This window comes from Dokdonella sp., from assembly GCF_044227025.1.
Lineage (GTDB): Bacteria > Pseudomonadota > Gammaproteobacteria > Xanthomonadales > Rhodanobacteraceae > Dokdonella_A.
Genome location: NZ_JBGAFX010000005.1, coordinates 1 through 23415, shown reverse-complemented (window position 1 = coordinate 23415; position 23415 = coordinate 1). Strand labels below are relative to the sequence as shown.

Annotated in this window: 28 protein-coding genes; 17 read left to right on the top strand and 11 right to left on the bottom strand. The window is 65.6% G+C overall.

The features are described 5' to 3' along the window. Window positions 1-18: 18 nt before the first annotated feature. The 8 genes from ACILRJ_RS12630 to rsmD form a co-directional block, all read right to left on the bottom strand. The gene (locus tag ACILRJ_RS12630) at window positions 19-417 is read right to left on the bottom strand and encodes an MAPEG family protein (protein ID WP_395683554.1); all 399 of its coding nucleotides are present in this window, start codon (window positions 415-417) and stop codon (window positions 19-21) included. 24 nt (window positions 418-441) lie between these two features. After that, window positions 442-1137: a TMEM43 family protein gene (locus ACILRJ_RS12625; protein WP_395683553.1), complete on the bottom strand. Its 696-nt coding sequence runs from the start codon at window positions 1135-1137 to the stop codon at window positions 442-444. Further along, window positions 1137-2003, bottom strand: coding sequence for an MBL fold metallo-hydrolase (locus ACILRJ_RS12620; protein WP_395683552.1), 867 nt, complete (start codon window positions 2001-2003; stop codon window positions 1137-1139). Before ACILRJ_RS12620 ends, ACILRJ_RS12625 begins: the two co-directional genes overlap by 1 nt. Window positions 2004-2120: 117 nt before the next feature. Then, complete coding sequence (gene ggt / locus ACILRJ_RS12615; RefSeq protein ID WP_395683551.1) at window positions 2121-3812, bottom strand: gamma-glutamyltransferase; 1692 nt, start codon at window positions 3810-3812, stop codon at window positions 2121-2123. After that, window positions 3809-4066 (bottom strand): YfhL family 4Fe-4S dicluster ferredoxin, encoded by a 258-nt coding sequence (locus ACILRJ_RS12610; protein ID WP_395683550.1) that lies wholly within the window; start codon window positions 4064-4066, stop codon window positions 3809-3811. Before ACILRJ_RS12610 ends, ggt begins: the two co-directional genes overlap by 4 nt. A 172-nt stretch (window positions 4067-4238) precedes the next feature. Further along, window positions 4239-4748 (bottom strand): hypothetical protein, encoded by a 510-nt coding sequence (locus ACILRJ_RS12605; RefSeq protein WP_395683549.1) that lies wholly within the window; start codon window positions 4746-4748, stop codon window positions 4239-4241. A 4-nt stretch (window positions 4749-4752) separates the two neighbouring features. Next, window positions 4753-5265, bottom strand: a complete 513-nt coding sequence (coaD, locus tag ACILRJ_RS12600; RefSeq protein ID WP_395683548.1) for a pantetheine-phosphate adenylyltransferase — start codon at window positions 5263-5265, stop codon at window positions 4753-4755. Window positions 5266-5410: 145 nt separating this feature from the next. After that, on the bottom strand, window positions 5411-6004 hold the full coding sequence (gene rsmD, locus ACILRJ_RS12595; RefSeq protein ID WP_395683547.1) for a 16S rRNA (guanine(966)-N(2))-methyltransferase RsmD: 594 nt from the start codon (window positions 6002-6004) through the stop codon (window positions 5411-5413). A gap of 60 nt (window positions 6005-6064) precedes the next feature. Between rsmD and ftsY the strand changes: the two genes are divergently transcribed. From ftsY to ACILRJ_RS12565, 6 genes are all read left to right on the top strand, one after another. Beyond that, window positions 6065-7153, top strand: coding sequence for a signal recognition particle-docking protein FtsY (gene ftsY / locus ACILRJ_RS12590; protein ID WP_395683546.1), 1089 nt, complete (start codon window positions 6065-6067; stop codon window positions 7151-7153). Then, window positions 7146-7817 carry a hypothetical protein gene (locus tag ACILRJ_RS12585; RefSeq protein ID WP_395683545.1) on the top strand — a complete coding sequence of 224 codons (672 nt, stop codon included), beginning with the start codon at window positions 7146-7148 and terminating at the stop codon, window positions 7815-7817. The genes ftsY and ACILRJ_RS12585 overlap by 8 nt, the downstream gene beginning before the upstream one ends. Before the next feature lie 3 nt (window positions 7818-7820). Continuing rightward, window positions 7821-8885, top strand: a complete 1065-nt coding sequence (mutY, locus tag ACILRJ_RS12580; protein ID WP_395683544.1) for an A/G-specific adenine glycosylase — start codon at window positions 7821-7823, stop codon at window positions 8883-8885. Beyond that, a complete protein-coding gene (locus ACILRJ_RS12575; protein WP_395683543.1) occupies window positions 8882-9157 on the top strand; it encodes an oxidative damage protection protein in 276 nt (91 codons plus the stop codon). The genes mutY and ACILRJ_RS12575 overlap by 4 nt, the downstream gene beginning before the upstream one ends. A gap of 988 nt (window positions 9158-10145) precedes the next feature. Further along, window positions 10146-11765, top strand: a complete 1620-nt coding sequence (locus tag ACILRJ_RS12570) for a tyrosine-type recombinase/integrase (protein ID WP_395683542.1) — start codon at window positions 10146-10148, stop codon at window positions 11763-11765. A gap of 31 nt (window positions 11766-11796) precedes the next feature. Next, window positions 11797-12954 carry a hypothetical protein gene (locus ACILRJ_RS12565; RefSeq protein ID WP_395683541.1) on the top strand — a complete coding sequence of 386 codons (1158 nt, stop codon included), beginning with the start codon at window positions 11797-11799 and terminating at the stop codon, window positions 12952-12954. Window positions 12955-13013: 59 nt separating this feature from the next. Here ACILRJ_RS12565 and ACILRJ_RS12560 read toward each other — a convergent pair whose 3' ends face one another. After that, complete coding sequence (locus ACILRJ_RS12560) at window positions 13014-13361, bottom strand: helix-turn-helix domain-containing protein (RefSeq protein WP_395683540.1); 348 nt, start codon at window positions 13359-13361, stop codon at window positions 13014-13016. A 143-nt stretch (window positions 13362-13504) separates the two neighbouring features. Between ACILRJ_RS12560 and ACILRJ_RS12555 the strand changes: the two genes are divergently transcribed. The 6 genes from ACILRJ_RS12555 (at window position 13505) to ACILRJ_RS12530 (ending at window position 17220) form a co-directional block, all read left to right on the top strand. Next, window positions 13505-14584, top strand: a complete 1080-nt coding sequence (locus tag ACILRJ_RS12555) for a Kelch repeat-containing protein (RefSeq protein ID WP_395683539.1) — start codon at window positions 13505-13507, stop codon at window positions 14582-14584. 13 nt (window positions 14585-14597) lie between these two features. After that, window positions 14598-15035 (top strand): hypothetical protein, encoded by a 438-nt coding sequence (locus ACILRJ_RS12550; protein WP_395683538.1) that lies wholly within the window; start codon window positions 14598-14600, stop codon window positions 15033-15035. A gap of 110 nt (window positions 15036-15145) precedes the next feature. Beyond that, a complete protein-coding gene (locus ACILRJ_RS12545; protein ID WP_395683537.1) occupies window positions 15146-15535 on the top strand; it encodes a hypothetical protein in 390 nt (129 codons plus the stop codon). A gap of 203 nt (window positions 15536-15738) precedes the next feature. Then, window positions 15739-16107, top strand: a complete 369-nt coding sequence (locus ACILRJ_RS12540) for an HNH endonuclease (RefSeq protein ID WP_395683536.1) — start codon at window positions 15739-15741, stop codon at window positions 16105-16107. A 236-nt stretch (window positions 16108-16343) separates the two neighbouring features. Continuing rightward, complete coding sequence (locus ACILRJ_RS12535) at window positions 16344-16823, top strand: RadC family protein (protein WP_395683535.1); 480 nt, start codon at window positions 16344-16346, stop codon at window positions 16821-16823. A 64-nt stretch (window positions 16824-16887) separates the two neighbouring features. Next, window positions 16888-17220 carry a YegP family protein gene (locus tag ACILRJ_RS12530; protein ID WP_395683534.1) on the top strand — a complete coding sequence of 111 codons (333 nt, stop codon included), beginning with the start codon at window positions 16888-16890 and terminating at the stop codon, window positions 17218-17220. A gap of 66 nt (window positions 17221-17286) precedes the next feature. Here ACILRJ_RS12530 and ACILRJ_RS12525 read toward each other — a convergent pair whose 3' ends face one another. Continuing rightward, window positions 17287-17607 carry a hypothetical protein gene (locus ACILRJ_RS12525; RefSeq protein WP_395683533.1) on the bottom strand — a complete coding sequence of 107 codons (321 nt, stop codon included), beginning with the start codon at window positions 17605-17607 and terminating at the stop codon, window positions 17287-17289. 74 nt (window positions 17608-17681) lie between these two features. Here ACILRJ_RS12525 and ACILRJ_RS12520 point away from each other — a divergent pair, with 74 nt between their 5' ends. After that, window positions 17682-18131 carry a hypothetical protein gene (locus ACILRJ_RS12520; protein ID WP_395683532.1) on the top strand — a complete coding sequence of 150 codons (450 nt, stop codon included), beginning with the start codon at window positions 17682-17684 and terminating at the stop codon, window positions 18129-18131. A 602-nt stretch (window positions 18132-18733) separates the two neighbouring features. On the opposite strand, the gene ACILRJ_RS12515 is transcribed toward ACILRJ_RS12520, so the two are convergent. After that, the gene (locus ACILRJ_RS12515) at window positions 18734-19105 is read right to left on the bottom strand and encodes a hypothetical protein (protein ID WP_395683531.1); all 372 of its coding nucleotides are present in this window, start codon (window positions 19103-19105) and stop codon (window positions 18734-18736) included. A 114-nt stretch (window positions 19106-19219) separates the two neighbouring features. Between ACILRJ_RS12515 and ACILRJ_RS12510 the strand changes: the two genes are divergently transcribed. From ACILRJ_RS12510 to ACILRJ_RS12495, 4 genes are all read left to right on the top strand, one after another. Beyond that, window positions 19220-20881, top strand: a complete 1662-nt coding sequence (locus ACILRJ_RS12510; protein WP_395683530.1) for a MobA/MobL family protein — start codon at window positions 19220-19222, stop codon at window positions 20879-20881. A 99-nt stretch (window positions 20882-20980) separates the two neighbouring features. Further along, complete coding sequence (locus ACILRJ_RS12505; RefSeq protein ID WP_395683529.1) at window positions 20981-21355, top strand: hypothetical protein; 375 nt, start codon at window positions 20981-20983, stop codon at window positions 21353-21355. After that, window positions 21342-22835 (top strand): gamma-mobile-trio recombinase GmtY, encoded by a 1494-nt coding sequence (gene gmtY, locus ACILRJ_RS12500; RefSeq protein WP_395683528.1) that lies wholly within the window; start codon window positions 21342-21344, stop codon window positions 22833-22835. The genes ACILRJ_RS12505 and gmtY overlap by 14 nt, the downstream gene beginning before the upstream one ends. Next, window positions 22832-23415: VPA1269 family protein (locus ACILRJ_RS12495; RefSeq protein ID WP_395683527.1), on the top strand; the 584-nt coding region annotated here is incomplete at its 3' end. The genes gmtY and ACILRJ_RS12495, both read left to right, overlap by 4 nt.

Below are 23415 nucleotides of genomic sequence, written 5' to 3'. Positions count from 1 at the left end.
GGAAGGCCGCTGCGCCGCTCAGTGGATCGAAACGGCGACCAGCCACTGCCACAGCAGCAGCACGGCCATCACCATCATCACGCCCCAGGTCAGCAGCGTGCCGGTGAAGCGGCCGAACTGGCCACCGCTGCGCACCGACATGCCGAGCGCATGCAGCAGGCGTCCGGCGATCAACACGCAGCCGCACACATGCAGCAGCAACGGCTGCGACTGGTTGAGTTCGAGCAACAGCAGCAGCAGCAGCGCGAGCGGCAGGTTCTCGACCGCGTTCGCGTGCGCGCGGATGCGCCGGAGCACTCCCTCGTCGCCGCCATCGCCGAGATGGATTCGCTTGCCGTGACGGACAGCGGACACGCGCAGGGCGAGAGCCAGCACGAGCAAGGTGCCGAGTGCCGCGTAGATGCCGGTGATGTGCATGCGAAATTCCTGTTGGAGGTGGTATCAGTGCATCGCCTGCAGGCGGTCCCCGTGCTGGATGCCTTCGAGGGTGCGGCGGCCGGCGGCTGCGATGCGATATTCGACGCGCAGATCGCCTGCGGCAGGTTTCGCGGGGTCGCCTGAGCAGAGCGCGCCGTCGCAATCGCGGAAGGTCGCGGCGAGATTCGGCGGCAAGCGCGCAACCGTCACCGCATGGCGCTCGAGCGCGACACCGGCGGCCGCGAGTGTCGGGTCGACCGTGTAGGCGCCAAGGCGCAATTCGCCCGCGCTGAAGCGCTGGCTGGAAAACGGGAACGGCATGCCGTTGCGGTGCGCCTGGGCGTCGCGGAACGCATGCGAATCGACCGGATGATCCGACCAGGCCAGCGCGTAGTTGCATTCGTTGCCCGCGCAATGTTCCTGCCATTGCAGCATGCGGACTTCGCGCGCGAGCAGGACCGCATCGACAGCAACGCCGAGGTCGGTATCGCGCGCCGGGCGCACGACCTGCAGCGTACCGCTCACCGAGACGGTACGACCCTCGTTGCGCGGATCGACTCGATCCGCATTCGCCGCCACGGGCGCCACGGCGGGAGCCGCCCCGGTCGGCAACATCGGATGACGAGAGCGCCAGTACCACGCGCCCGCTGCCAATGCGAGCACGGCCAGCGCGAGCAGCAGCGGTCGGACGCTGCCGCGACGATGCGCGCGGCGTGCCATCAGGCAGCCTCGCCCGCGAGTTCGACGCGCTCGGCGGTGGTGCCGAAGCGGCCCTTCGCATCGCGCGTCACCTGCGCGCTGGCGCAGCCGGAGTCGTGGGTGAAGAACAGGCGCACCTCGCGCGCGAGCTTGTCCTCGAGGAACGCGCGCTTCTCGTCGATCAGCAGTTCCGGATAGCGGTCGTAGCCCATCGTGATCGGCAGATGCACCCACGGTCGCCCGGGGATCAGGTCGGCGCAGAACACGATGCCGCCACCAACGCCGGTCGCGATTTCGGCGAGCATCAGGCCCGGGGTGTGGCCGTTCGAATAGCTGAAGCGCACCTGCATGCCGAGGGTGAGCGAATGCGTGCCCTGCACGCGTTCGAGCCGCCCCGATGCTTCCAGCAGCGGTTGCAGTTCGGCGATGAATGAAGCACGGTCGCGCGGATGTGGATGGGTCGCGCGCTGCCAGCATTCCTCGCCGACGACATAAGTCGCATTGGGGAAGAGGAGGCTCGGCGCCTTGCCCTCCTCCCACGCGGCGAGCAGGCCGCCGGCGTGGTCGAAGTGCAGGTGCGAGATCACGACCGCGTCGATGTCCTCGTGCGAGAAGCCCGCCGCGCGCAATGAATCAAGCAGCACATGGCGCTCCTCGACCACACCGAAACGCTCGCGCATCTTCGGCTCGAAGAACGCGCCGATACCGGTTTCGAACAGCACGGTCTTGCCGTTCAGGCCTTCGACGAGAAGCGCGCGGCAGGCGAGCGGGATGCGGTTGTCGGCGTCGGGCGCGATCCATTGCTCCCACATCGCCTTGGGGACATTGCCGAACATCGCGCCGCCGTCGAGGCGCTGCGAATTGCCGAGGATGGACCAGAGTTTCACGTCGAATGCCCGTTCGTTTGCGAGCGGCGGCCTGCTCTTCCGCCGCTCCACAAGAAAAGAAATTTCCGCCCTTGCGCCTGCCCGGAATGTAGCCGATCGCGGCTTCGGCCGCTCCCGTCATTTGACGATGCCGCTACCCGAATCGCCGCGCGGGTCGCTGCCCGCGTGCATCTCTCCGGTGTGGCGGTTCCAGCTGACGACGTTCATGAAACCGAACGGCCAGGTGCCGGCGGCGACGTTCAGCGCGTGGCCCATCGCTTCGAGCGCCTTCTGCTCCGCTGGCGTGAACGCGCCGTTCTCCGCCTCGATCACGTCGGGCTGGTACTGGTGATGGTAGCGGCGCAGCGCGACGATCTTCTCGGGCGTCTCGCCATCGACGAACGCGAGGATGCCTTCGAGCACCATCGTGATGATGTAGCTGCCGCCGGGCGTGCCGATCACGCCGATGCGGTCCTTGCCGACGATGAAGCTCGGCGTCATCGACGACAGCGGACGGCTGCCCGGCTTGGGTGCGTTGTTGTCGTTGCCGACCAGGCCGTACGCGTTCGGCTTGCCGGCGACGAGTGCGAAGTCGTCCATCTCGTTGTTGAGCACGAAGCCGGTGCCGGCGACGACGAACTTCGAGCCGAGCGTGGTGTTGACCGTCTGCGTGCCGGAGACGAGGTTGCCATCGCGGTCGATGATCGAGAAATGCGAGGTGTGCATGCTTTCGGGCGGCGCCATGTAGCCCGGCAGCATGTCGCTCGGCGTCGCCTTGTCCGGAAGGATCGAGGCGCGCAGTCCGGCCGCATACAAGGGATGGGTCAGCTCGGCAACCGGCATCTGCACGAAGTCGGGATCGCCGAGGTATTCGGCGCGGTCGCGATAGGCGCGGCGCATCGACTCCACGATCAGGTGCGTGCGATGCGCCTTGTCGAGCCGGTCGAGGTCGTAGCCGGACAGGATGTTCAGCATCTCGGCCAGCGCGATGCCCCCCGACGACGGCGGTGGCGCGGTCACGATGTGCCAGTCCCGGTATTCGAACGCGATCGGCTTGCGTTCCTTCACTTCGTACTTCGCAAGATCATCGAGGGTCCAGCGCCCTCCCGCCGCGCGCACGCCGTCGACCAGGCGCCTGGCCGTTTCGCCGCGGTAGAAACCGTCGTTGCCATCGCGCGCGATCGATTCCAGCACGTTCGCGAGATCGGGCAGGCGCAGGGTCCAGCCCTGCTTCGGTACGCCGCCCTTATCGAGATAGAGCGCCGCCGACGCGGGCCAGCGCAGCAGCGTGTCGCGCTGGCGCGCGATCGCGCGGATCGCGCGCGGATCGGGCTGGAAGCCCTTGCGCGCGAGGCGGATCGCCGGTGCCAGCGACTTCGACAGGGGCAGCTTGCCGTAATCGCGCGCAAGCGCGACGAACATCGCCGGCTCGCCGGGAATGGCCGCCGACAGCGGCCCATTCAAGGCGTGGTCGCGATCGGGTTGTCCGTTCGCGTCGAGGTAATCCTTCGGATCGACCGCGGCCGGAGCGGTCTCGCGCGCATCCAGCATGACCTCCTTGCCATCGCTCGCCCGACGCAGCAGGAACAGGCCGCCGCCGCCGACGCCGGAACTTTGCGGCTCGACCACCGACAGCGTCGCCGCGACCGCGACCGCCGCATCGAACGCGTTGCCGCCCATGGCGAGCGCCTCGAAACCTGCCGCCGTCGCCAACGTGTGCGCGCTCGCAATTGCGGCACGCCCCGGAGCGGCGGCGCCGAACGCATTGCCCGCAAGCGCGACGCCAAGCGCAAGCAGCAGCGTGCGCAGAAAAGTCCGGGATGCATTCATGGTTTTTCCTCGACGGTCAGGCGCTCGTACTTCGCCCGCAACTGCTCTCGCGATTCCGCATGCAGCGGATCAGCGATGATGCATTCGACCGGGCAGACGACGACGCACTGCGGCTCGTCGTGGTGGCCGACGCACTCGGTGCACAGGCCGGGAGCGATCTCGTAATACTCGGCTCCGAGCGAGATCGCCTGGTTCGGGCATACCGGTTCGCACACGTCGCAGTTGACGCACTGGTCGGTGATCTTCAGCGACATGACTTCAAGCCGGGATTGGAGATTCGGGATTGGAGATTCGCGGCGCACGCGCATCACGCGCGCCCGAGCGGACCTCCGGCAAGATGGACCCGGGATCGGAGATTGCAAGAAATTCGCGCAGCCGTGCCGCAACGAATCCCCAATCTCCGATCCCGCACCCCGGCTGTACCGCCTACTTCGCCTGCGCGAAGCGCACGTCGGCGCCGGTCGGGTCGAGCGCGAGCTTGACCGCGGCGCCCTCGGCGGTCGCGCCGATGAACAGCACGACCACGTCCTTGAACGAACCCGGCTGCGCATCCTTGAATGCGTTGATGATCAATTCCGATGTCATCTTCGAATCGGGACCGCCAAACGCCATCATGTTGCCCGGCAGAACGCCGCGCAGCACCGTGTTGTGGACGTTCTCGTACTGGTTGTTGCGGTCGGCCACGGCAGCCTCGTCCTCACCGCCCGGCACGAAATACATGTAGGGGTGGGCGCTCTTCACGCCCTGCATGTTCGCGGTAACGACGCTGACGAGGTATTTCTTCCAGCCCGCCTTGTCGGCTGGATCGGTCGGCATCGGCACCACTTCGGGCTTCTGTTCGGCGACGACCTGTTGCGGCGTCGGAGCCTGGTTGCACGCGCTCAGCGACAGGGTCGCTACGCAGGCGAGTGCCACGAACGAAAGGATCTTGCGCATGGTGTTACCTCTTGGTTGAAGTCTGGTAGCGCGTCCGCAGCGCCTGTTGCACGGCCGGATGCACGAATCCGGAAACGTCGCCGCCGAGGCGCGCGATCTCGCGCACCAGCGAGGACGAGATGAAACTGTATTGCTCCGCGGGCGTCAGGAACAGGGTCTCGGCGGCAGGGATGAGATGGCGATTCATGCTGGCGAGCTGGAACTCGTATTCGAAGTCCGACACCGCGCGCAATCCGCGCAGGATCACGCCCGCACCGATCTCCTCGACGAAGTGCGCGAGCAGCGACGAAAAGCCGCGCACCTCGACATTCGGGAACGCCGCAAGCGCGGTGCGCGCGAGTGCGATGCGCGCATCGAGGTCGAATGCCGGGCCCTTGCTGGAACTGTCCGCGACCGCGACGATCACGCGGTCGAACAACGGCGATGCGCGACCGGCCAGGTCGACGTGGCCGTTTGTGATCGGATCGAACGTACCCGGATACACCGCAATGCGCGCGCGCTGCTGCGAAGTCACCATGCGAACCATCGTCCCCGGGAAGTCGCGCTACTTTAGCAGGCTGTCGAGAAACAGCGTGATGGCGCGATCCAACGATGGATCACATGCGAATCGACGACGCAAGTCGTTGATTCGCGGAAGCGAGCCCGGACATGCGCCGGACTCGCTACCCTGTCGACCCGTCCCCGCCGGAGCGGCGATACAACGCGAATCGCACCGCACCGGCATGCCCCACTCGGTGCGCCTGCCAGTTGGGCGGCAGCTCGAAATGCGCGTCGCGAGGCGCCTCGACGTAGGCGAGGGCGCCATCGACGAGCCAGCCACCACGCTCCAGCGCCTGCGCCGCGTCCGTCCACAGTCCAGCATCGAACGGTGGGTCGACGAAGACGATGCCGAAGGGTCGCGCCGGCCCAGCCAGCCAGGCTGCCGCATCCGCATGGACGACCTCGGCCGCATCGACGTGCAGGCGTGCGAGATTGGCCGACAGCGCCGCGCACAGGTCGCGATCGCGCTCGATGAACGTGCACGCGCCGGCGCCGCGCGACAACGCCTCGATGCCGAGCGCACCGGTACCAGCGTAGAGGTCGAGGCAGTGTGCGCCGCCCAGATACGGCATCAGCCAGTTGAACAGGGTCTCGCGCACGCGATCCGGGGTGGGTCGAAGGCCGGCGCGATCGGGCACCGCGATGCGCGAACCGCGCAACTTTCCGGCGACGATGCGCAGCGTGCCGGCGGAGGCTTTCGGGGAACCGTTGCGCATCGTTCGAGCCGGGCCGGGTGTTAGCATTGCGGGCCCGCATTCTCGCCCAATTCATCCTCGATGCTGAAGTTCTGGAAGAAGAAGTCGCCGGACGCCGGCACGACCGACGCGGCGCATGGTGCCGACGAAGCCGTGCGCGCCGATCTGCCGGCGGTGGACGCGACCGAAGTCGCAGCGGACGTCGCCGCCGACGGTGCGGAGGACATCAGCGGGGCAGCCGCCGCACCGGCGAAGCGCTCGTGGCGCGAACGCCTGTCCGGCAGCGGCTTCGCGCGCGGCCTGGCCGCGATCTTCAAGCGCAACCCGGTTCTCGACGATGCGTTCCTCGACGAGCTGGAGACCTGCCTCATCACGGCCGACGTCGGAATCGCGACCGCGAACGAAATCGTCGAGGACCTTCGCCGCCGCGTCGGCAAGCGCGAATTCGCCGACGCCGGCGCGTTGCTCGCGACGTTGCGCGCGGATCTCGTCGCGCGCCTCGCGAAGGTCGAGCAGCCGCTCGCCGTCGATGGCCGCAAGCCGTTCGTGCTGCTGATGGTCGGCGTCAACGGCGTCGGCAAGACCACCACCATCGGCAAGCTCGCGCATCGCTACAAGGGCGAGGGCCGCAACGTCGTGCTGGCCGCCGGCGACACCTTCCGTGCGGCCGCGGTCGAGCAGTTGCAGACCTGGGGCGAGCGCAACGGCGTGCCGGTGATCGCACAGGGATCGGGCGCGGATTCGGCCAGCGTCATCTTCGATGCATTGCAGACTGCGCGCTCGCGCGGCAGCGACGTGCTGATCGCCGACACCGCCGGGCGCCTGCATACGCAATCAGGCCTGATGGACGAGCTGTCGAAGATCCGCCGGGTGCTCGCCAAGCTCGATCCCGAGGCGCCGCACGAGGCCCTGCTGGTCATCGACGGCACCACCGGACAGAACGCGATCAACCAGGTGCGCCAGTTCCAGCAGGCGATCGGCGTCAGCGGGCTCGTCGTGACCAAGCTCGACGGTACTGCCAAGGGCGGCGTGGTGTTCGCGCTCGCGCGGGAGTTCGGCCTGCCGATCCGCTATGTCGGCCTCGGCGAGCGCGCGCAGGACCTGCGCGTGTTCGATGCGGCCGCGTTCGTCGACGGCCTGCTGCCGGCCACGCTCGGCGGCAATGACTGAGCAGAAGCCGCAACGGCCCCGACGGTGGCGCTGGCCGCGCGTGCTGCTCGCGCTGCTGCTGCTCGGCGCGATCGGCGCCTTCGTCGTGCATCACTACACGCGACCGAAGCGCCTGACGACGTTGCTCGTCGACCAGGTTCGCGAGCAGCTGGGTGCCGAGCTCACGCTCGGCGGCGATGCGGGCTACGCGCTCGTGCCCGGCCTGCGCGCCGAATTGCCGCAACCCGTGCTCAAGGCGCAGGACAGCGTGCTGCTGCGCGCGGATGCGCTGCGCGCGGCGGTGCCGTGGCACACGCTCTGGGGCGACACCGTCGAGATCGAGCGCATCGAACTCGTGCGCCCCGTGTTCGACCTCGATGCGCTGCGCGCATGGCTCGCCGCGCGTCCGAAATCGACGAGCGCGCCGCCGGATGTGCGCTTCGCGGTCCGCGTCGAACACGGCAGCGTGATCGCGGCGGGCAAGCCGATCGCCGAGGACGTCACGCTCGATCTCGCCAACAGCGCCGATCTCGCCGCGTGGCTCGCGCACTTCGATCCGCAGTCGCTGCAAGGCCTGTTGCCTCCGGCAACGGGCACGTTCGATGCGAAGGCGATCCAGATCGGCGAGACGCGCCTCGAAGGCGTGCACGCCGAAATACGCGACGACTCCACGCCACGGCAGTGAACGATGCACGCTGCAACCACTGACGACTTCGCCCGCCGCCTGCTCGCCTGGTACGACGCGCACGGCCGCAAGGACCTGCCATGGCAGCACGAACGCACGCCCTACCGCGTCTGTCTCAGCGAGATCATGCTGCAGCAGACCCAGGTGCGCACGGTGATTCCCTACTTCGAGCGCTTCGTCGCGGCGCTGCCGACCCTGGCCGATCTCGCCACCGCCGACGAAGACACGGTGCTCGCATTGTGGTCCGGCCTGGGCTACTACAGCCGCGCGCGCAACCTGCTGCGCACGGCGCGCACCTGCGTCGCGCAACACGCTGGCGAACTGCCGCGCGACATCGAAGCGCTTGCCGCACTGCCCGGCATTGGCCGCTCCACCGCCGCGGCGATCCTCGCCCAGTCGCATGGCGCGCGCCACGCGATCCTCGACGGCAACGTCAAGCGCGTGCTCGCACGCTGGCATGGTGTCTCCGGCTGGCCCGGCGCGAGCGCAACGCAGCGCGAGCTATGGACGCACGCCGAGTCGCACACGCCGGCCACGCGCGTCGCCGACTACACGCAGGCGATCATGGATCTCGGCGCGACCGTCTGCACGCGCAGCCGACCGCGTTGCGGCGAATGCCCGGTCGCCGACGGCTGCATCGCACGTCGCGACAATCTCACCGCGGTGCTGCCGCAACCGAAGCCTCGGCGCGACGTGCCGACGCGTCGCACGACCATGCTCGTCGTGCGCGATACGCACGGTCGCGTGCTGCTCGAACGCCGTCCGCCGACCGGCGTGTGGGCGCGCCTGTGGAGCCTGCCCGAGGTCGAACACGAATCGCTCGCGCAGGCGAGCCTGCTGCAACGCCACGGCATCCGCGCCGCGAACATTCGACCGCTCGCGCCGTTCCTGCACACGTTCAGCCACTATCATCTCGACGTCACGCCGCTGCTGCTCGACGACGCGCTGGCCGATCCACGCGTCGCCGACGATCCCGATGCGGATTGGCGCGCACCGACCGAACTCGCCTCGCTCGGCCTGCCAGCGCCGGTGCGCAAACTGCTGCAATCCCTGGAGAACCCGGAATGACCCGCACCGTGCATTGCGTGAAACTCGACCGCGAAGGCGAAGGCCTCGCGTTCGCACCGTGGCCCGGCGAACTCGGCAAGCGCATCTACGAACAGGTGTCGAAGGAAGCATGGACCGCATGGCTCGCCCACCAGACCATGCTGATCAACGAGAACCGCCTCAATCCGCTCGACGCGAAGACGCGCACGTTCATCGCCGCGGAGATGGAAAAATATTTCTTCGGCGAGGGCTCCGCTCCGCCAGCGGGTTATGTAGACCCGGCCAGCAGCTGAAAACCCGATCGCGCAACACCGGCCGACGGCATGCTCGTGTCCACGCACGGACTGCGCCCGTCCAACCCGCCCGTGCCCGCCTGCACGAAAACGTTGCAGCAGTGCACCGAATCGATGGAAACGTCCGCGGCCCGCTTGCAGCCGTGCACCGGCGATGTCGGAGCGTCGCCCGCATCGCGCGAAACGGCGAAGGTGACTCTTGCGACGCTGCACGCCGACCCTTGAAGCATTCAACGCCGGGCTTGAAGCGCCAGCGAAAAACATGGACTGCTGCACCAGATGAGTGCACACACGCACGCCAGGCATGGACCCGCGCACGAAATACTTTCGGCCCCCGACCCGTCGGACGGCAAACCCCGAACCAAAACCTTGCGACGCCGCAAGTCCAGCATGCACGCGTCGAGCCCGGCGATGCACGCCCGCAAGTTTTTCCTCCGTGGTTCCATCCCCCGCGTGCAACAGTCCAACCATCGGGTTGAAACCTTCCATGCCTGGACTTGCACGCACCAAAGTATTTGATGCGACGTTCCAAGCCACCCGTTCGGCCTTCCATCCATTTCGTGCAAGCACGCACCCATTTGGTGCAACGTCGCAGGCGAGTTGATGGAAGAGTCGAAGTTTTTCGTTCGCGGGTCGAAGTTTTTCGTTCGCGGGTCGAAGTTTTTCGTTCGCGGGTCGAAGTTTTTCGTCGAGAGCCGGAGCTGCGCTTTCCATGCTTCGCGAAGCCGTCAGGCCCTGCGTATGGATCAAAAGCGAAAATGGTGGCCGGGGACGGAATCGAACCGCCGACACGGGGATTTTCAAAAGAATGACCCGCGAACACCGCCGTGAGACGTAGGAGAAGCCTGCTGTTGAATCAGCGATTTAGCGTCATTTCACGTCGCACAGAGGCGCGGTAAACCGCAGACAACCGCAGCCTTTGGGGAGCCACAAGGGAGCCATAAATTGAGGTAGTCTCCCGCCCGGCGCGTTGGCTGGGAGGCCATCCATGTCCACGTCGGTGCACCTCGAACTCACGCCTCGCCTGCTCACTTCCCTCCGTTTCGACACGATGTTGGATGGAGCAGGAAAGCCATTGGGACCCACGCCGCCCAGCATGCGGGAATGGGTGGTCCGCGACCTCGGGGTGCGGGGGCTGCTGCTGCGCCTCACCCCGCGCACGACCACTTGGTACGTGCAGCGGAAGGTTGCCGGCGCACCGATGCGCCGCGCCCTCGGTCATTGGTGGAGCGCGGACGAAGGCTTTCGGCGTTTGACGCTCACCGATGCACGCAAGCGGGCGAAGGTGTGGCTCGGCCTGATGGAACAGGGCATCGACCCCCTCGTGGAAAAGAAGAAGCGGATGCGCGCTGCTCAGGCCGAGCGTGCCCGCGATGGCCTGACCTTGGCTGTGGCGTTCGACGAGTACAACGAGGTGCGATCCCGCAGGGCGAAAGCGAGCACCACGAAAGACCGTGCCAAGGTGCCCAAATGGATGAAGGGGGCGCCGCTGTGGTCCCTGCCGTTGGCGGACATCAACGAGGCCGCCGTGGAAGCGACCTTTGGTCCGATGCTGCGTGCGACCCTCCACCGGACCAAGCCGCCGGCGTGGGGACCGCGTTCGTTGAGCCACGGCACGTTGTCGAAGCTGTATGCGTACTGCTCCGCCGCGTACGCGCGCGCTGCACCCAAGGTGGGGCTGCCTTCGGGCCGTGGGGTGGGTCCGTTTGCAGCGTGGCGGGCAGACCAGCCGTGGCCCATGCCAGTCCGGCGCAGCACGTACTTGCCGACCACCTCGGACAGTGGAAGGAACTGGCTGCGGCACCTGGTCGAACTCCGAGCGCGAGCGCACGATCCCCAAATCCTCGACGAACGCCCGGACCCGCGTGGGGACGAGCTGAAGCCGCACGTGAGCGCTCTGGCGGATTTTTTCCTTTGCGTGCTGCTCTGGGGTTCGCGCAAAGAAGAAACGGCACGGCTCCAGTGGACGAACGTGGACGTCGAACGCGGTTTGGTCGTGTTCCCGGCGGCGATCACCAAATCAGGCAAGGACGGCGTCGCCCCGCTGACTCCCTGGGCGCGCGAGATTCTGGAGGCACGCCGCGCTGCCAACGATCGTTGGCGCCCCGAGGACGTCGGTCAATGGATCTTCCCATCCCGCCAGCACGGCAAGCCATTGGCGAATCCGCGGTCCATCTTGGTGACGCTCAAGGAACACACCGGACTGTGGATTACCGCGCACGACCTGCGGCGAACGTTGGCCACCGATCTCGGGCGTTTGCGGGTACCGGTCGAGGAACTGGGACGCTTGCTGCTCGTCGGCGCCGCGTTGAATCACTCGCGAGGAGCTACGGGGGCGGTTCCCAGTGGGGCGACGGAGGGATACATCCAAGAACAGGCGGAGCTGCTGCGCCCGCACTATCAGGCCAGGGAAAATCGGCTGCGGCAGCTGGCCGGATTGCCCTCCTTGCGATCGAATACCGCTGAAGCGGCAGGCAACCGAAAGAACGGAGGGCTCGATGTTGACTCCGTGCTCCGTCTCATCGAGACAGACGACAATGCCGCACAGCGGGTGCTTGAGGCGTTGATTCGAAAGACGACGGGCAACGCAGCCGCCCGCAATGACTGACCCGACGTGATGCGCCAGTAGGACTCAAACAATGCCAATCGATCTGTTTGCCAATCTCGGCCGTCCGGATGCTGACCTTCATCCACAGTTTTTGAACCTCCGCGATAGTCCCGGTTATGCGCCGGCTCGCGATGTCTTGCGAAGCCTCCAAGACGAGATAGACGACCCCGATGGCAACTTCATCGAGCAGTTCCAAACCACTGGTTTCGACGCACGTACGTTCGAGCTTTTCCTTAGCGCGTTCTTCCTGGCCGAAGGCTACAGCGTCGATCGCTCGCATCGGCGACCAGATTTCATCTTGACCAAGGACGGCGTCACTATCGCTGTTGAAGCCACCACCGCAAATCCTGCATCGGATTCCGGCATCAACGCTTACGATCCCGACATCGAGCAACAATCACCCGAAGAACGGGAGGCGTACCTCCGTGATGCCGTGCCTATTCGCCTCGGAAGTCCGCTGTTTAGCAAACTCAAGAAGGAATACTGGAACCTCCCTCATGTCTTTGGCCGCCCATTTGTCTTGGCGATTGAGGACTTCCACGGCCCGGGTTCGCTGGCGAGCTCAGCAACACCGCTGATGCGCTACCTCTATGGGACCGAACAGCATTGGTACCACGCTGATGACGGTCGCCTCATCATCTCGGAAACACCTATCGATCAGCATCGGTTTGGCGAAAAAAAGATTCCCTCCGGGTTCTTCCTGCAGCCTGGGGCCGAACATGTTTCAGCGGTATTGTTCGCGAACACCGGTACCATCGCCAAGTTCAATCGAATGGCGCACCAGGAAAACCCCACGCATCCTCTTCGGATTGTCCGAATGGGGACGTGTTACCGCGACGATCCCGACGCGGTGGTTCCATTGGAGTTCGCGTACGAAGTGGGGCGATCCGAACACGGTCCCGAAACCTGGAGCGAAGGCACTGTGCTCGTGCACAACCCACGCGCACTAAACCCTCTGCCGCGAAGCTGGTTCGGCGCAGCCGTCGAGCAGTACGCCGAAGGCGATGGAAGCGTGATGACCATCAATCATCAAATCTTCACACCTTACGCATCTCTAACGGCCATCTTTCCGGGGGCCATGCCAGACGCAGCGGTCGCAGCGCATTTGGCGGACTTCAAGGCCGGGTTCGCTGACGTGCTTCTGAAAGCAGACGCTGCTATGCGAGAGAAGGTTCGGCGGGTCGATTGAGTCGAATGGCTGATCTGATGTTGCCCGTTCGGTCGACGGGCCAAGGATTTTCGCACCGTTCAACGGCTAGGATTCTTGCGCGCGCCTGATTGTTTTGCGGCTGCTTGCGGCGGCTTGGCTTTCTGATCTCGCCGCGGGCGGCGCGGCGGTCGGTATGCGGCGCCGGCGATGCGGTCGTCGAGCATCAGCGCGAACTTGGCCATCGACAACCCATACAGCTCGACGAACTCGCGCACCTGCAAGTAATCCAGCCCACGCCGTCCAATCTCAACGGCGGAAACCTTGGTCTGCGGAAGGTTCAGGGCTTCGCCCACTTGAAGCTGGGACAGCCCCGCTTCCAGTCGAAGGTCGCGCAGCAGCCCAACCATCACGCGGTGCTCGGGCGAATAGATTGAGGAACGTTTCATCGGGCGGCCCATACGAAGGCCGTCCACGCTAGTACCCGCCCACCGTATAGACTTAATTCATCTTAATAGTCGTTTAAGGTCTATCATCGCCCCGGTGGTTCCGACGACGCGAGGTCGAAATGGGTTTGGGGAGCGGAGGCTGGATGCTGACCGTGGTGGCTCGCCTGGCGTTGGCGGCCAATGCTTCAGACGGTCTTTTCATTCCCACATCGGACATGTCCTTTCCACGGTACGCGAGCACCGCCGCCGTTTTGAGCGATGGCTCTGTGCTGGCGTACGGGCCGTCCCATGACGGGGACGCGTACGACCCGGCTGCAGGCACCTGGAGCGCCACGGCGCCCATTCCGGGGGCTCGCTTCAACGGCCACCTCTTCGCTTTGCCGGACGGCGGCGCGTTGCTGGTCGGCGGCGACCCGACGGACGCGCGCACTGTGTGCTACCGGCCCGCAACCAAGACGTGGGCATGGGGGTCGGCCCTTCACGCATCCCGCCGGTTCGAGCAGGCCGCTGCGATGGCGGACGGCCGCATCCTGGTGGCGGGTGGCTTCGGCGCCGATGCGGCGCCGACGACGAGCGCAGAGGTCTACGACCCTGCGACCGGCGCGTTCACGGCGACCGGTTCGCTGCCGCGACCGCGGGCCGGCGGCATCGCGGAGCGCCTGTCGGATGGCCGGGTCCTCATCGCTGGGGGCGTCGATGCATCAGGAAACGGCGATCCCTGCGCCGTCTTGTATTCGCCCACGACCGGCTCGTTCTCTGGCGGTGGGTGCTTCGCCGCGGCGACGCATGGCCGGTTCATGCCGGCGGCGGCGCGGCTCCACGATGGGCGTGTGATCGTTCTGGGCGGTCAGACCTACTACCAAGGCAGCACCCGGCTCGCGCCCGACGCGGAGGTCTACAACCCTGCGACGAACGGCTGGACCGCGCGCACGGCGTCGACGCGTTTCGAGCACACGCTCACCGCGCTGGATGACGGGCGCGCGCTCGCGATCGGCGGCGTCGGCGACTGGAACCAACCGCTCGCGCAGACCGAAGTCTTCGACCCCAACCTCGACGCGTTTCGCCCGGGCCCCTCGCTCGTGGTGGCGCGTTACGGGCACACAGCCACGGTGCTGCCCGGCGGGCGCGTCCTGGTCGCGGGCGGGCGCATATCCGCGAACGAGTGGACGACGAGCGCTGAGGTGTTCCTCGGGGATGCCCTTTTTTCTGCTGGCTTTGAATGAATCGGAGGACGAAATGAACGGTCCGGCAATCATGGTGTTCGTGTCGTTGGTGTTTCTCGCCTGGTGCATGGTCGTGTTTGCGCGCCGCGGCGGCGGGAAGGGCGCGTTGGCGCCCGAATGGAACGCGGCGTGGGGCGCGAAGGGCACGCCGGAGCGGCCGTTTGAGCCAACAGTGAGCGGCCCGGGCATCGCGCTCGACGCCACCCATAACTGGTTATGGGTGGCCACGGACGAACACGGACACCGGCTCATCGACAAGGCCGACATCCGCGGCTGGAAGCACGAATGGAAGGAGGTGAACCAGGGCCATACAAAGCTGGAGTTCTGGAACAACGCCATCGTCATCCGTCTGGCGGATCTGGCGGTTCCCGTTGTGCGGGTGTCGTTCGGCCGCGATCGGGAGCTGGCCAGCCAATGGCAAGCGCGCTTGACGACGTGGCTCAACGGGTAGCGCGGCACAGGCCGCTTATAACGCGCCGTCGGTCGGCCCGATGAACGGCGGCCGCAGTCGGCCCAACGTGCGCACGCCAGGTTGCGCCTCACTCCAACAAGGAGAGCCGTATGTTCAAGAAGAGCCTGATGGTCGGCTCGCTCCTGTTCGTCGCGGGCTGTACGGCGACACAGGGCACGCGCATCGATGCTGACCAGACCACCGATTTCACGAGGGGCCGCACGACGAAGGCAGAAGTCATAGCCAAGCTCGGCGCACCGTACTCCGACAGCAGCGCACCGAGCGGCAGCGTGCTGCTCTATGTCTTCAGCAAGCGAACGGCGCAGGCGTCGAACTTCGTCCCTGTGCTCAACTGGTTCAAAGGGCGAACGGACAGCGAGAGCCAGACGTGCCGGTTCCTATTCGATACGAAGGGCACGTATCAGAGCCACGACTGCACGGGCGCGAGCGCGACGCAGCGCGCTGCACTGGAAGAGAACCGCTTGACGCCGGCGCACTGAGACGCGCGCGCTGCCGCGCTTGACGCACGCACGGCGCATTGGCGCAGTGCGCCTTGCACGGCGCGCTCGGTTGTCCTAAAACGGCAGCGTCCGCAGGCGAGCGCCGCGGACGTTGTGCCCATACCGCTTAGCTGATGGGTGCCACGGGATGAGCTTGAAGCCATCCCGGGCTCTCCCTTTTCTATCAGCTAAGAGGTAGCGTCATGACGCATTCGATCAAGACGGCCCGGGCGCGGGCCTTCCACCGCCAGAACGGACGCTGCTGCTATTGCGGCCGACCCGTTTGGCTTGACGACCCGGTTGCGTTCGCTCGAACCCACGGCCTGACCGCTGCCCAGGCAGCGGAGCAGCGCGCCACCGCGGAACACCTTCGTGCGCGATGCGACGGGGGACGCGGCGGCGACAACATCGCTGCGGCGTGTTGGCTCTGCAACCGCCGCCGCCACCAGCGACGCGAAGGCGCGTTGTCACCGGAACGCTATCGCCAGCACGTGGTGAACCGCGCCAACAACGGGCGCTGGCACCCGTTTCCACTGGCGTCGGCGTTGAGCTCGCGACAGCCCGAGCAGTGAGCTCATCTCAAATCTGCCGCTTCGGTGCTAACGAGGCTGTGCCGGTCGCTCCACTCTTCGCGGTCACCTCAACGCACGAAGCATCGCCTTCCTGGGAGCACCTTCGCTCGGACTGCGGCTGCCGCAACGGCTTCGCCGTCGTCCACTACGTTTCCGTCCTTCGGATGCACCACCCGCTCGTCGTCCAAGCGGCGGCGTCCTCACGGCGCCACCCCGCGCGCCGGCAGGAGACCGAGATGGTGCGCGACGAAAACGGCCGGTACAGCTTCCGAGGCAAGCAGAGCGAAGCGGACATCCTCGGCATTGCGGAAGACATCCTTCAACGCCGACTCGAACGCTTGGGCACGATGACCAGCCCGGACCAGAGCGCACAGTTCTTGCGGATGCGCCTCGCAGGACTCGACCACGAGGAGTTCCACGCCGTATGGCTCGATAATCGGCATCGGGTGCTCGCCGTCGAGTCGCTTGCTCGCGGAACCATCGACGGAGCAACCATTCACACGCGAGAAGTCGTTAAAGCAGCGCTGCGCTGGAACGCCGCCGCCGTCGTGTTTGCGCACAACCACCCGTCGGGTGACGCGGAACCCAGTGCCGCAGACCGCGCCATTACCGCGCGCTTGCGCGACGCGCTGAACCTGGTGGAAGTCCGCCTTCTCGACCACCTGGTGGTCGCCAGCGGAGGGACGGTGTCCTTGGCGCAGCGGGGGTGGTGCTGACCACCCCTCAGCCGCCGCTCGCGGCGGCGTATGATGCCCTGGCCACTACTTCAAGGAGGCGGCCATGGCGGGCAAGTTTGTGTTGAAGAAGACAACCAACGGGCAGTACCACTTCCATCTCCAGGCGGGCAATGGCGAGCCCATCCTGAGCAGCCAGCGCTATGACACTAAGAGCGGTGCTGAGAACGGCATTCAATCTGTTCGGACGAATGCCCCGCACGACGAACGGTACGATCGTAAGAAGGCATCCAACGGCGAGTTCATGTTCAACTTGGTGGCGGCGAACGGCCAAGTGATCGGAACGAGTGAGACGTACAAGTCCGAGTCGGGCCGCGAGAACGGCATTCGTTCCGTGAAAGACAACGCACCGGGCGCAGCGCTCGACGACAAGACGTAAACGACGGCAGATGGGGCGCTGACAGCGAGGCGGCGATTCCACCGCCTCGCTTATTGAGGGGAAGCATCATGATGAGGTGGGGGAGGCACTCTCCACCCACTCTTGCCCTTTCTTGCGAATCGCCAATCGCATGGTGGGCGACACCCCGACGCGCTCCTTTCCGTCCAGTAGCAAGCCCACGATTTCAATCGGTGAGAAGTCGGTGCACTGGGCGATGAACACGGCGCCTCCAAACTGAAGGCGCTGCCGCCGCTCATCCCGTCGGGCACGCAGCTTCGCCAGATGCGCGTTGCGCATTTCCCGCATGAGCTGCCGCGCTTTCAATGCGGCCAGGCGTTGAGTAGCCGACGCCACCCGTTCGCTCAACTTGTCTGAGCTCGAACTCATCGCGGCCGCCTCCGGCAGCGCACCGTGGGCTGCTCTTCAAAATCACCTTGTGGCGTGTCGCTTGGGACGTCAGCTTGCGCCACATCTTCGGGATCCGACGATGCCGGTGGGGCATTGCCAGCGATCCTCCCGGCTTCTTCCGCCCGCGCGCGGCGTCGTGCCTCGATTGCCGCTCGCAGGCGTTGTCCGCTGTCCATGGAAGGCTTGTATTGCGGCCGCGGTCCACGGCGCTGGTTGTCGCCATCGAGAACGGTGCGGACGAGGGATGCCGTGCGGTTGGCGAAATCGTGGAGGCAGATGTCGTCCGCAGTCATTGCGAAGTGCGGGCGGCGATCGAGTTCGGATCGGTAGCACCAAACAAGGTGGTCCAAGGCAAAGCCAACCTCAAGCAGAGCGGCTCGGTGAATGGGTTCGTACGAAGTGGTCATGGCGAGGTCTCGTGGTTGGATGTACCTCTTTGGGATACACGCCGAACTCAAGAACGCAAGGACATGAAATATGCGATTTGTGGATTCGCATATTGAATGCCCGTGACCATGTGACGGCCGTCACGTTGCGAGCATCTGCTCGAAGCGAAGACCGAGAGGTGAATGCGAGCGAGCATGCCGCCGGAGCGGCACCCGTGGGCAACGCGCTCGTCAAGCCAATGAGGAGCGCTGGTCAAGACGAGGCAAGAGCGCAAGGACGCAAACTCCCTGCGGGGTTTGCCGGCCCTTGCTGGGCCGTTGCGCCGGAGCTGCGCCCCGGACCCCGATGCGATGCATCGACGCGATGCTGCACTAAGGTCGCAGAGGAAGGGCTTGCGCCGCGCGCCATCTGTGTTAGATCAGAAGAAACCTCGGCCGCAGGAGCCTTGAAATGTTCTCCGTAGGAGAGTTCATTCGTCACGTGTACAACACGCAGAGCGAGCACAAAATCCTGCTTGCACGCATTGCCCTAAACGCTTTGCACGATCCAGCCATGTACCCGGTGGACATATCCGAGCTGCAGCCACTGTCTCCTGCCGAGAGAGTCATGGTGGCTGAGCTTCAAAGCTGCTTGGCTGAGAATCCAGGCTATCCCTCGAAGCGTTGGACAGCCACTCAAGTTCAGCACTTGATCAACATGGAGAAGGACAATCGCACACCTAGCGATTACCGGAAGGTTTCGCGGCATTGTCGTTCAGGGAAGAATGCAGTTCGGCTTGTCGCTCTATATGGGTGTCGCGTAAAACCTTCTTGATCTGAGCTTCGTCTTTGCCGTGCAGATCACGATGCAGTTTCCTCTGCCATGGCTCTGTTGCGCCATAGATTCCCGCGCTATGGCAAACGGCGTCAAAGTCGGCATCGATCTCACGGTCTAGGGAAATCGATTCAAAAATGTCGAAGCTTGGGATTCCTGCCGCGCATGCGCCGATTGCATAGAAGCGCTCGTCATCGTTCATGCGCGGCGTGCCGTATTTTGCGTTGAGCTTTTTAATCACGTCCTCTAAGCAGGCGCTTTCATTTGCTGCGTTCATTCTCTTGTCCTTCTAGTCGGTGACGTGAACGGCAGATCATACAATCCGGCGATCGCCTCTTCAAAAGAGGGCGCTTTCCGTTGGTAGGCAGCACGGAAGTTTGCCGATTTCAGCATGGCCATCTACTACTCCCGCCTCTCCCTCGTCTCTCGTTCACGCGGACACAGCGTGGTCGCCGCGGCGGCCTACCGCGCTGGCACGCGCTTGCACGATGAGCGGACGGACCAGGCGCACGACTACTCGAAACGCAAGGGCGTCCTGTCGGCCGCAATGCAGGCTCCGGCAGGCGCCTCCTGGGCCTTGGACCTCGCTTCCGTGTGGAGCCGCGCAGAGCGAGCCGAGGTTCGCCGCAACGCACGAACGGCGCGCGAACTTGTCGTCGCCTTACCCGCGGAACTGACCGAGGTACAGAACGAACGGCTTGCCCAGGACATCGCCCAGTACCTCGTCGACCGTTACGGTGTCGCGGTGCTCGTGGCTATCCACCAACCCGACGCGCATGGCGATGATCGCAACATCCATTGTCACCTTCTGATGAGCACCCGGGTCGCCGGCCCAGATGGGTTCGGCGCGAAGGTGCGCGTGCTTGATGATCGGACGACAGGACCCATTGAGGCCGAGGCGATGCGTTTACGCGTCGCCGAACGCATCAACACCGCCTTGGCTGCCGCGGGACATGCCGAACAGGTCGATCCCCGACCGCTGAAGAAGCAGGCCCAGGATGCGGCGGAGCGGGGCGACTTCGCTGGCGTTGTCGCACTCACGCGCACGCCGACCCGCCACCAAGGTCGGGCCGCCTCGGCAATGGCGCGGCGCGGCGGCGCATCCGAAATCGTCGTCGACAACGCGGCCGTGCGGCGCGATAACGTCGCGGTGAGTGCTTGGGGTGCGGGGCGCGCGCAGGTGCTGCGCCGGGTTACTCAGACACGGGCCGCGCGCAGCGTTCGCGCGTCGAGCTTGAACCGTGGCGATCGGCTTCGTCCGCGCAATGGATTGGGTCCGCTCAATGCCTTCACGCGGGCAACGGGAGCAGACGCCGAACTACTGAACGCCCAAGCACAAGCGGCCCATGAAACCGCGCGCGTGGAACGCGACGCGTCGGAGCAGCTCCTCGATCTCATGGCCCGTGCCGCGAATCAACACGCATCAGCCATTCAGGCCTACTTGGAGCTCTTGAACAGGTCGGGCGCGAGCGCCGCCACCGCACCTTCGGCCTCCTCTTCGGCAATGTATTCCTGGGAAGTGCCGAGCCGTCGGAGCGAGAAGGGATTCTCGGGCGCACGAGCGGCGCGGACCTCCCTCCAACACGCGCGGTCGCGCGAGGAGCCAACTCGTGGGCGCTTTGCTCGTGCGGTGCGCCGAGCGGACCGCGGCCCAGAGGAGCTCGTCCACCCCGAAAGCTTGCGCCCACCCAAGTGGAAACCGCTCACGCGTCGGCAGTGGGCCGAGTACCGCCGTAGCCAGCGCGCCGCGCTCCGCGGCGCTGATGCGAACGACGCGCAGACTCGGCAAGTCGAGGTGCGCGAGGCGGATAGCGGGGCACGCGCGGCGCACGAAACCGTGCAGGCGGCGCAGCGCGCGCCGGTCGACGCAATGCACACATCCGAAACAGCGCATGCGCGAACCGCGCCGAACGCGCTGATGCCAACCGCCTCACTGTTCACGCAGTTGGATGACGTCCAGGCGGACCTGGCCCGGGCGATGGATGCTCTGGTCCGCGGGATGTCGTCTCCTTCATACCGGCCCTCGATGCGTCGACGCCCGGCGCCTTCGTGATGGCAGCCGGCTGCGCCACCTTCGGTTGAAGTTGAGGGGCTTGACGCGTCGCACAACCTGCATACGTTGGACGAAACGTCTCGCGTCGAGGAGCCAGGTGTGGACCGCATACAACCGATCGTCGCGTTGCTCGTCGAGCGACCTCAGTGGTCCAGCGCCCGCATCGCGCGTCACGTCGAGTGCGATCCTCGCAGGGTGCGGCGATACAGAAGGTTGCTTGCGGAAACCGACGTCGAACCGGCTGCTTTCCTGGACTGTAACGTTGCGACCCTCGATTTGTTCTTCAACGGCCGCCGCGGAGCACCGCCGCGCCGCCGCGTGCCCAGCTTCGCTGAGCTCGAACGCGAGCATCCCGGAGCGTCGGGGCGTTCGCTGTGGCGCGCCTACGCCGCCAAGGCATCGAAGAAGGGGGAGCTTCCGATGAGCTACTCGCAGTTTCTGCGTCGATGGAAGGCCGAGCATGAGCGCCAGTGACGCGCAACTCGGCCTCCACCCCGCCTCAGTCGCGGGCCGTGGGTCTCCGACCGACGAGCGAGCTGATGACGCCCACGTGTGCGCATTGACGACGGTTGCGGCTGCCAGTCGTCGAAACGAGCGATTCTACGTCCTGTACCGCCACTCAGCTCATGACGACGCATCCGAAGCGGTTGCGCCCTTCGTTCCCTTGCTCCAGTTCTTCATCGACCGAGGGATGGCGAATCGTTTGCAGCGGCAGCGTACGCATGCGCGCAGCTTGGCCCTGCTCCTCGATTACTTGGCCGCGCGGGGCGACTCGGTGGCAACCGCGCCAGCCGACGCGCTTCAGCATTTCGTCGATGACCTGGTCGCCGGAACGACGAATGATTTCGGGCGGGATCCGACCGGTTTGCGTTGGCCGCCTCGCTCAACCGCGGTGGTGGAGGCGCACCTCGCGCGCATCACCGCCTTCGCAGATTGGCTCTCTGAGCGCGTCGGTGGCCGCTCGCTCAACCCGTGGCGAACTGCACGCCCGGAGGAACGCATCCTGCAACTCCGACGTTTCGACCGCCGCGCCGCCGGTGCGCTCTTGGCTCATGCGTCGTACCGCGCGCACGAACGCGGTGCGGTGGAGCGCATGCGGAGCGTTCTCGCCCCTCGCCGCGACCATCGAGCGTTCGAAGAGTTGAGGGCGTTCGACGAGAAGGCGTTTGAGCGGCTCATCGAGCACGGTTGGTCGCGGCGCGTACCGGATGGCGCGTCATTGGCACAGCGTTTCCGGTTGCGAGACCTCATGCTTAGCGTTCTCATGCACGGCGGCGGCTTGCGGGTCAGCGAGGCGTTCCACCTGTTCGTGGGTGATGTCATCGAAGATCCGGACCAGCCTGGCACAGCGCTCGTGCACCTCTTTCATCCCGAATGCGGTCAAGCTCCGGACGACCGGGGCGGCCCGTGGCGGGACCGTGCGCACTACCTGCGCGATCGGTGGGGCCTGCGCCCTCGAACGTTGGAGGCGGGCGCGCTCCAAGCCGGCTGGAAAAACCTGGCATTGACCGACACACGGCGCAAGGCATCGCGCGTCTACTTTTTCCCGACGCACTGGGCCGAGCTCTTCTGGACGCTCTACCGAGCGTATGTTCGCCATCGCCCCGACGCGGACCATCCTTGGCTGTTTGTGAGCGAGCGCTCGATTGAGCGCGGCCGGCCCTACACGATTGCCGCGTTCGAGCAGGCCCATGCGCGAGCAGTCCAGCGCGCAGGACTTTCTCACGGCAAGCGTCACGGCACGTCGCCGCACGGACATCGGCACGCCTACGGACTTCGCCTCGCCAACGCCGGGATAGACCGACGTGTGGTGCAACGCGCGCTGCACCACCGAAGTCCCTGGTCGCAGGACGTGTACACGGCAGCTCAGGCTAGAGAAGTGGCCGCCATTCTCGATGCCGCTTCGCAACGCATGACTGACCCAGCGGCCTTCCGCATCGCGGAGTCGCTATGAAGCATTCCGCCGTGGCCGCTCGCCCGTTTCCGAAGCGGTCGGATCCCCGCTTCACCTGGGCAGCAAGCCACCCACAACTAGACGCGTGGCGCAACGCATTGGCCGAATGGGTAGGCCAACGATCAAGTCGTCGCGCAGCAGTCGAAGTGGGCAATGCCTTGCTCGACTTCGCGCGTGAAGCGCCCACGCTCCGAACGTCGCCGGAGGTTGTCTGCCGCCGTCAAGCACCTCACGGCGCGTCGTTCAACGATTGGTTATCGGGGACGCCGAAGAATCGACCGGCGTTCGTCAACCTCGCTCACGAGTTCTTCGCGTGGTACCTCGACAAGCACCTCAGCGCGGCCGATGACTACGGCCAGCCGGTGCGCAGCCCCAATCACTTCAATCCCGTTCCGCGGCGGATTCGAAACAACCACTCAACGGAAACGAGTAGGGATCCCCTGCCCACCCGCTACGTGCGCGAGCTCCGGCGATTGCTGATGGCCGATGACTGGGCATGGGCCAAGAAGCAGCGCCGCGACTGGGTGGCCGCCGTCGACACGCAAACGGGCGAACGTGTGCAGACATGGTGTCCGGTGCG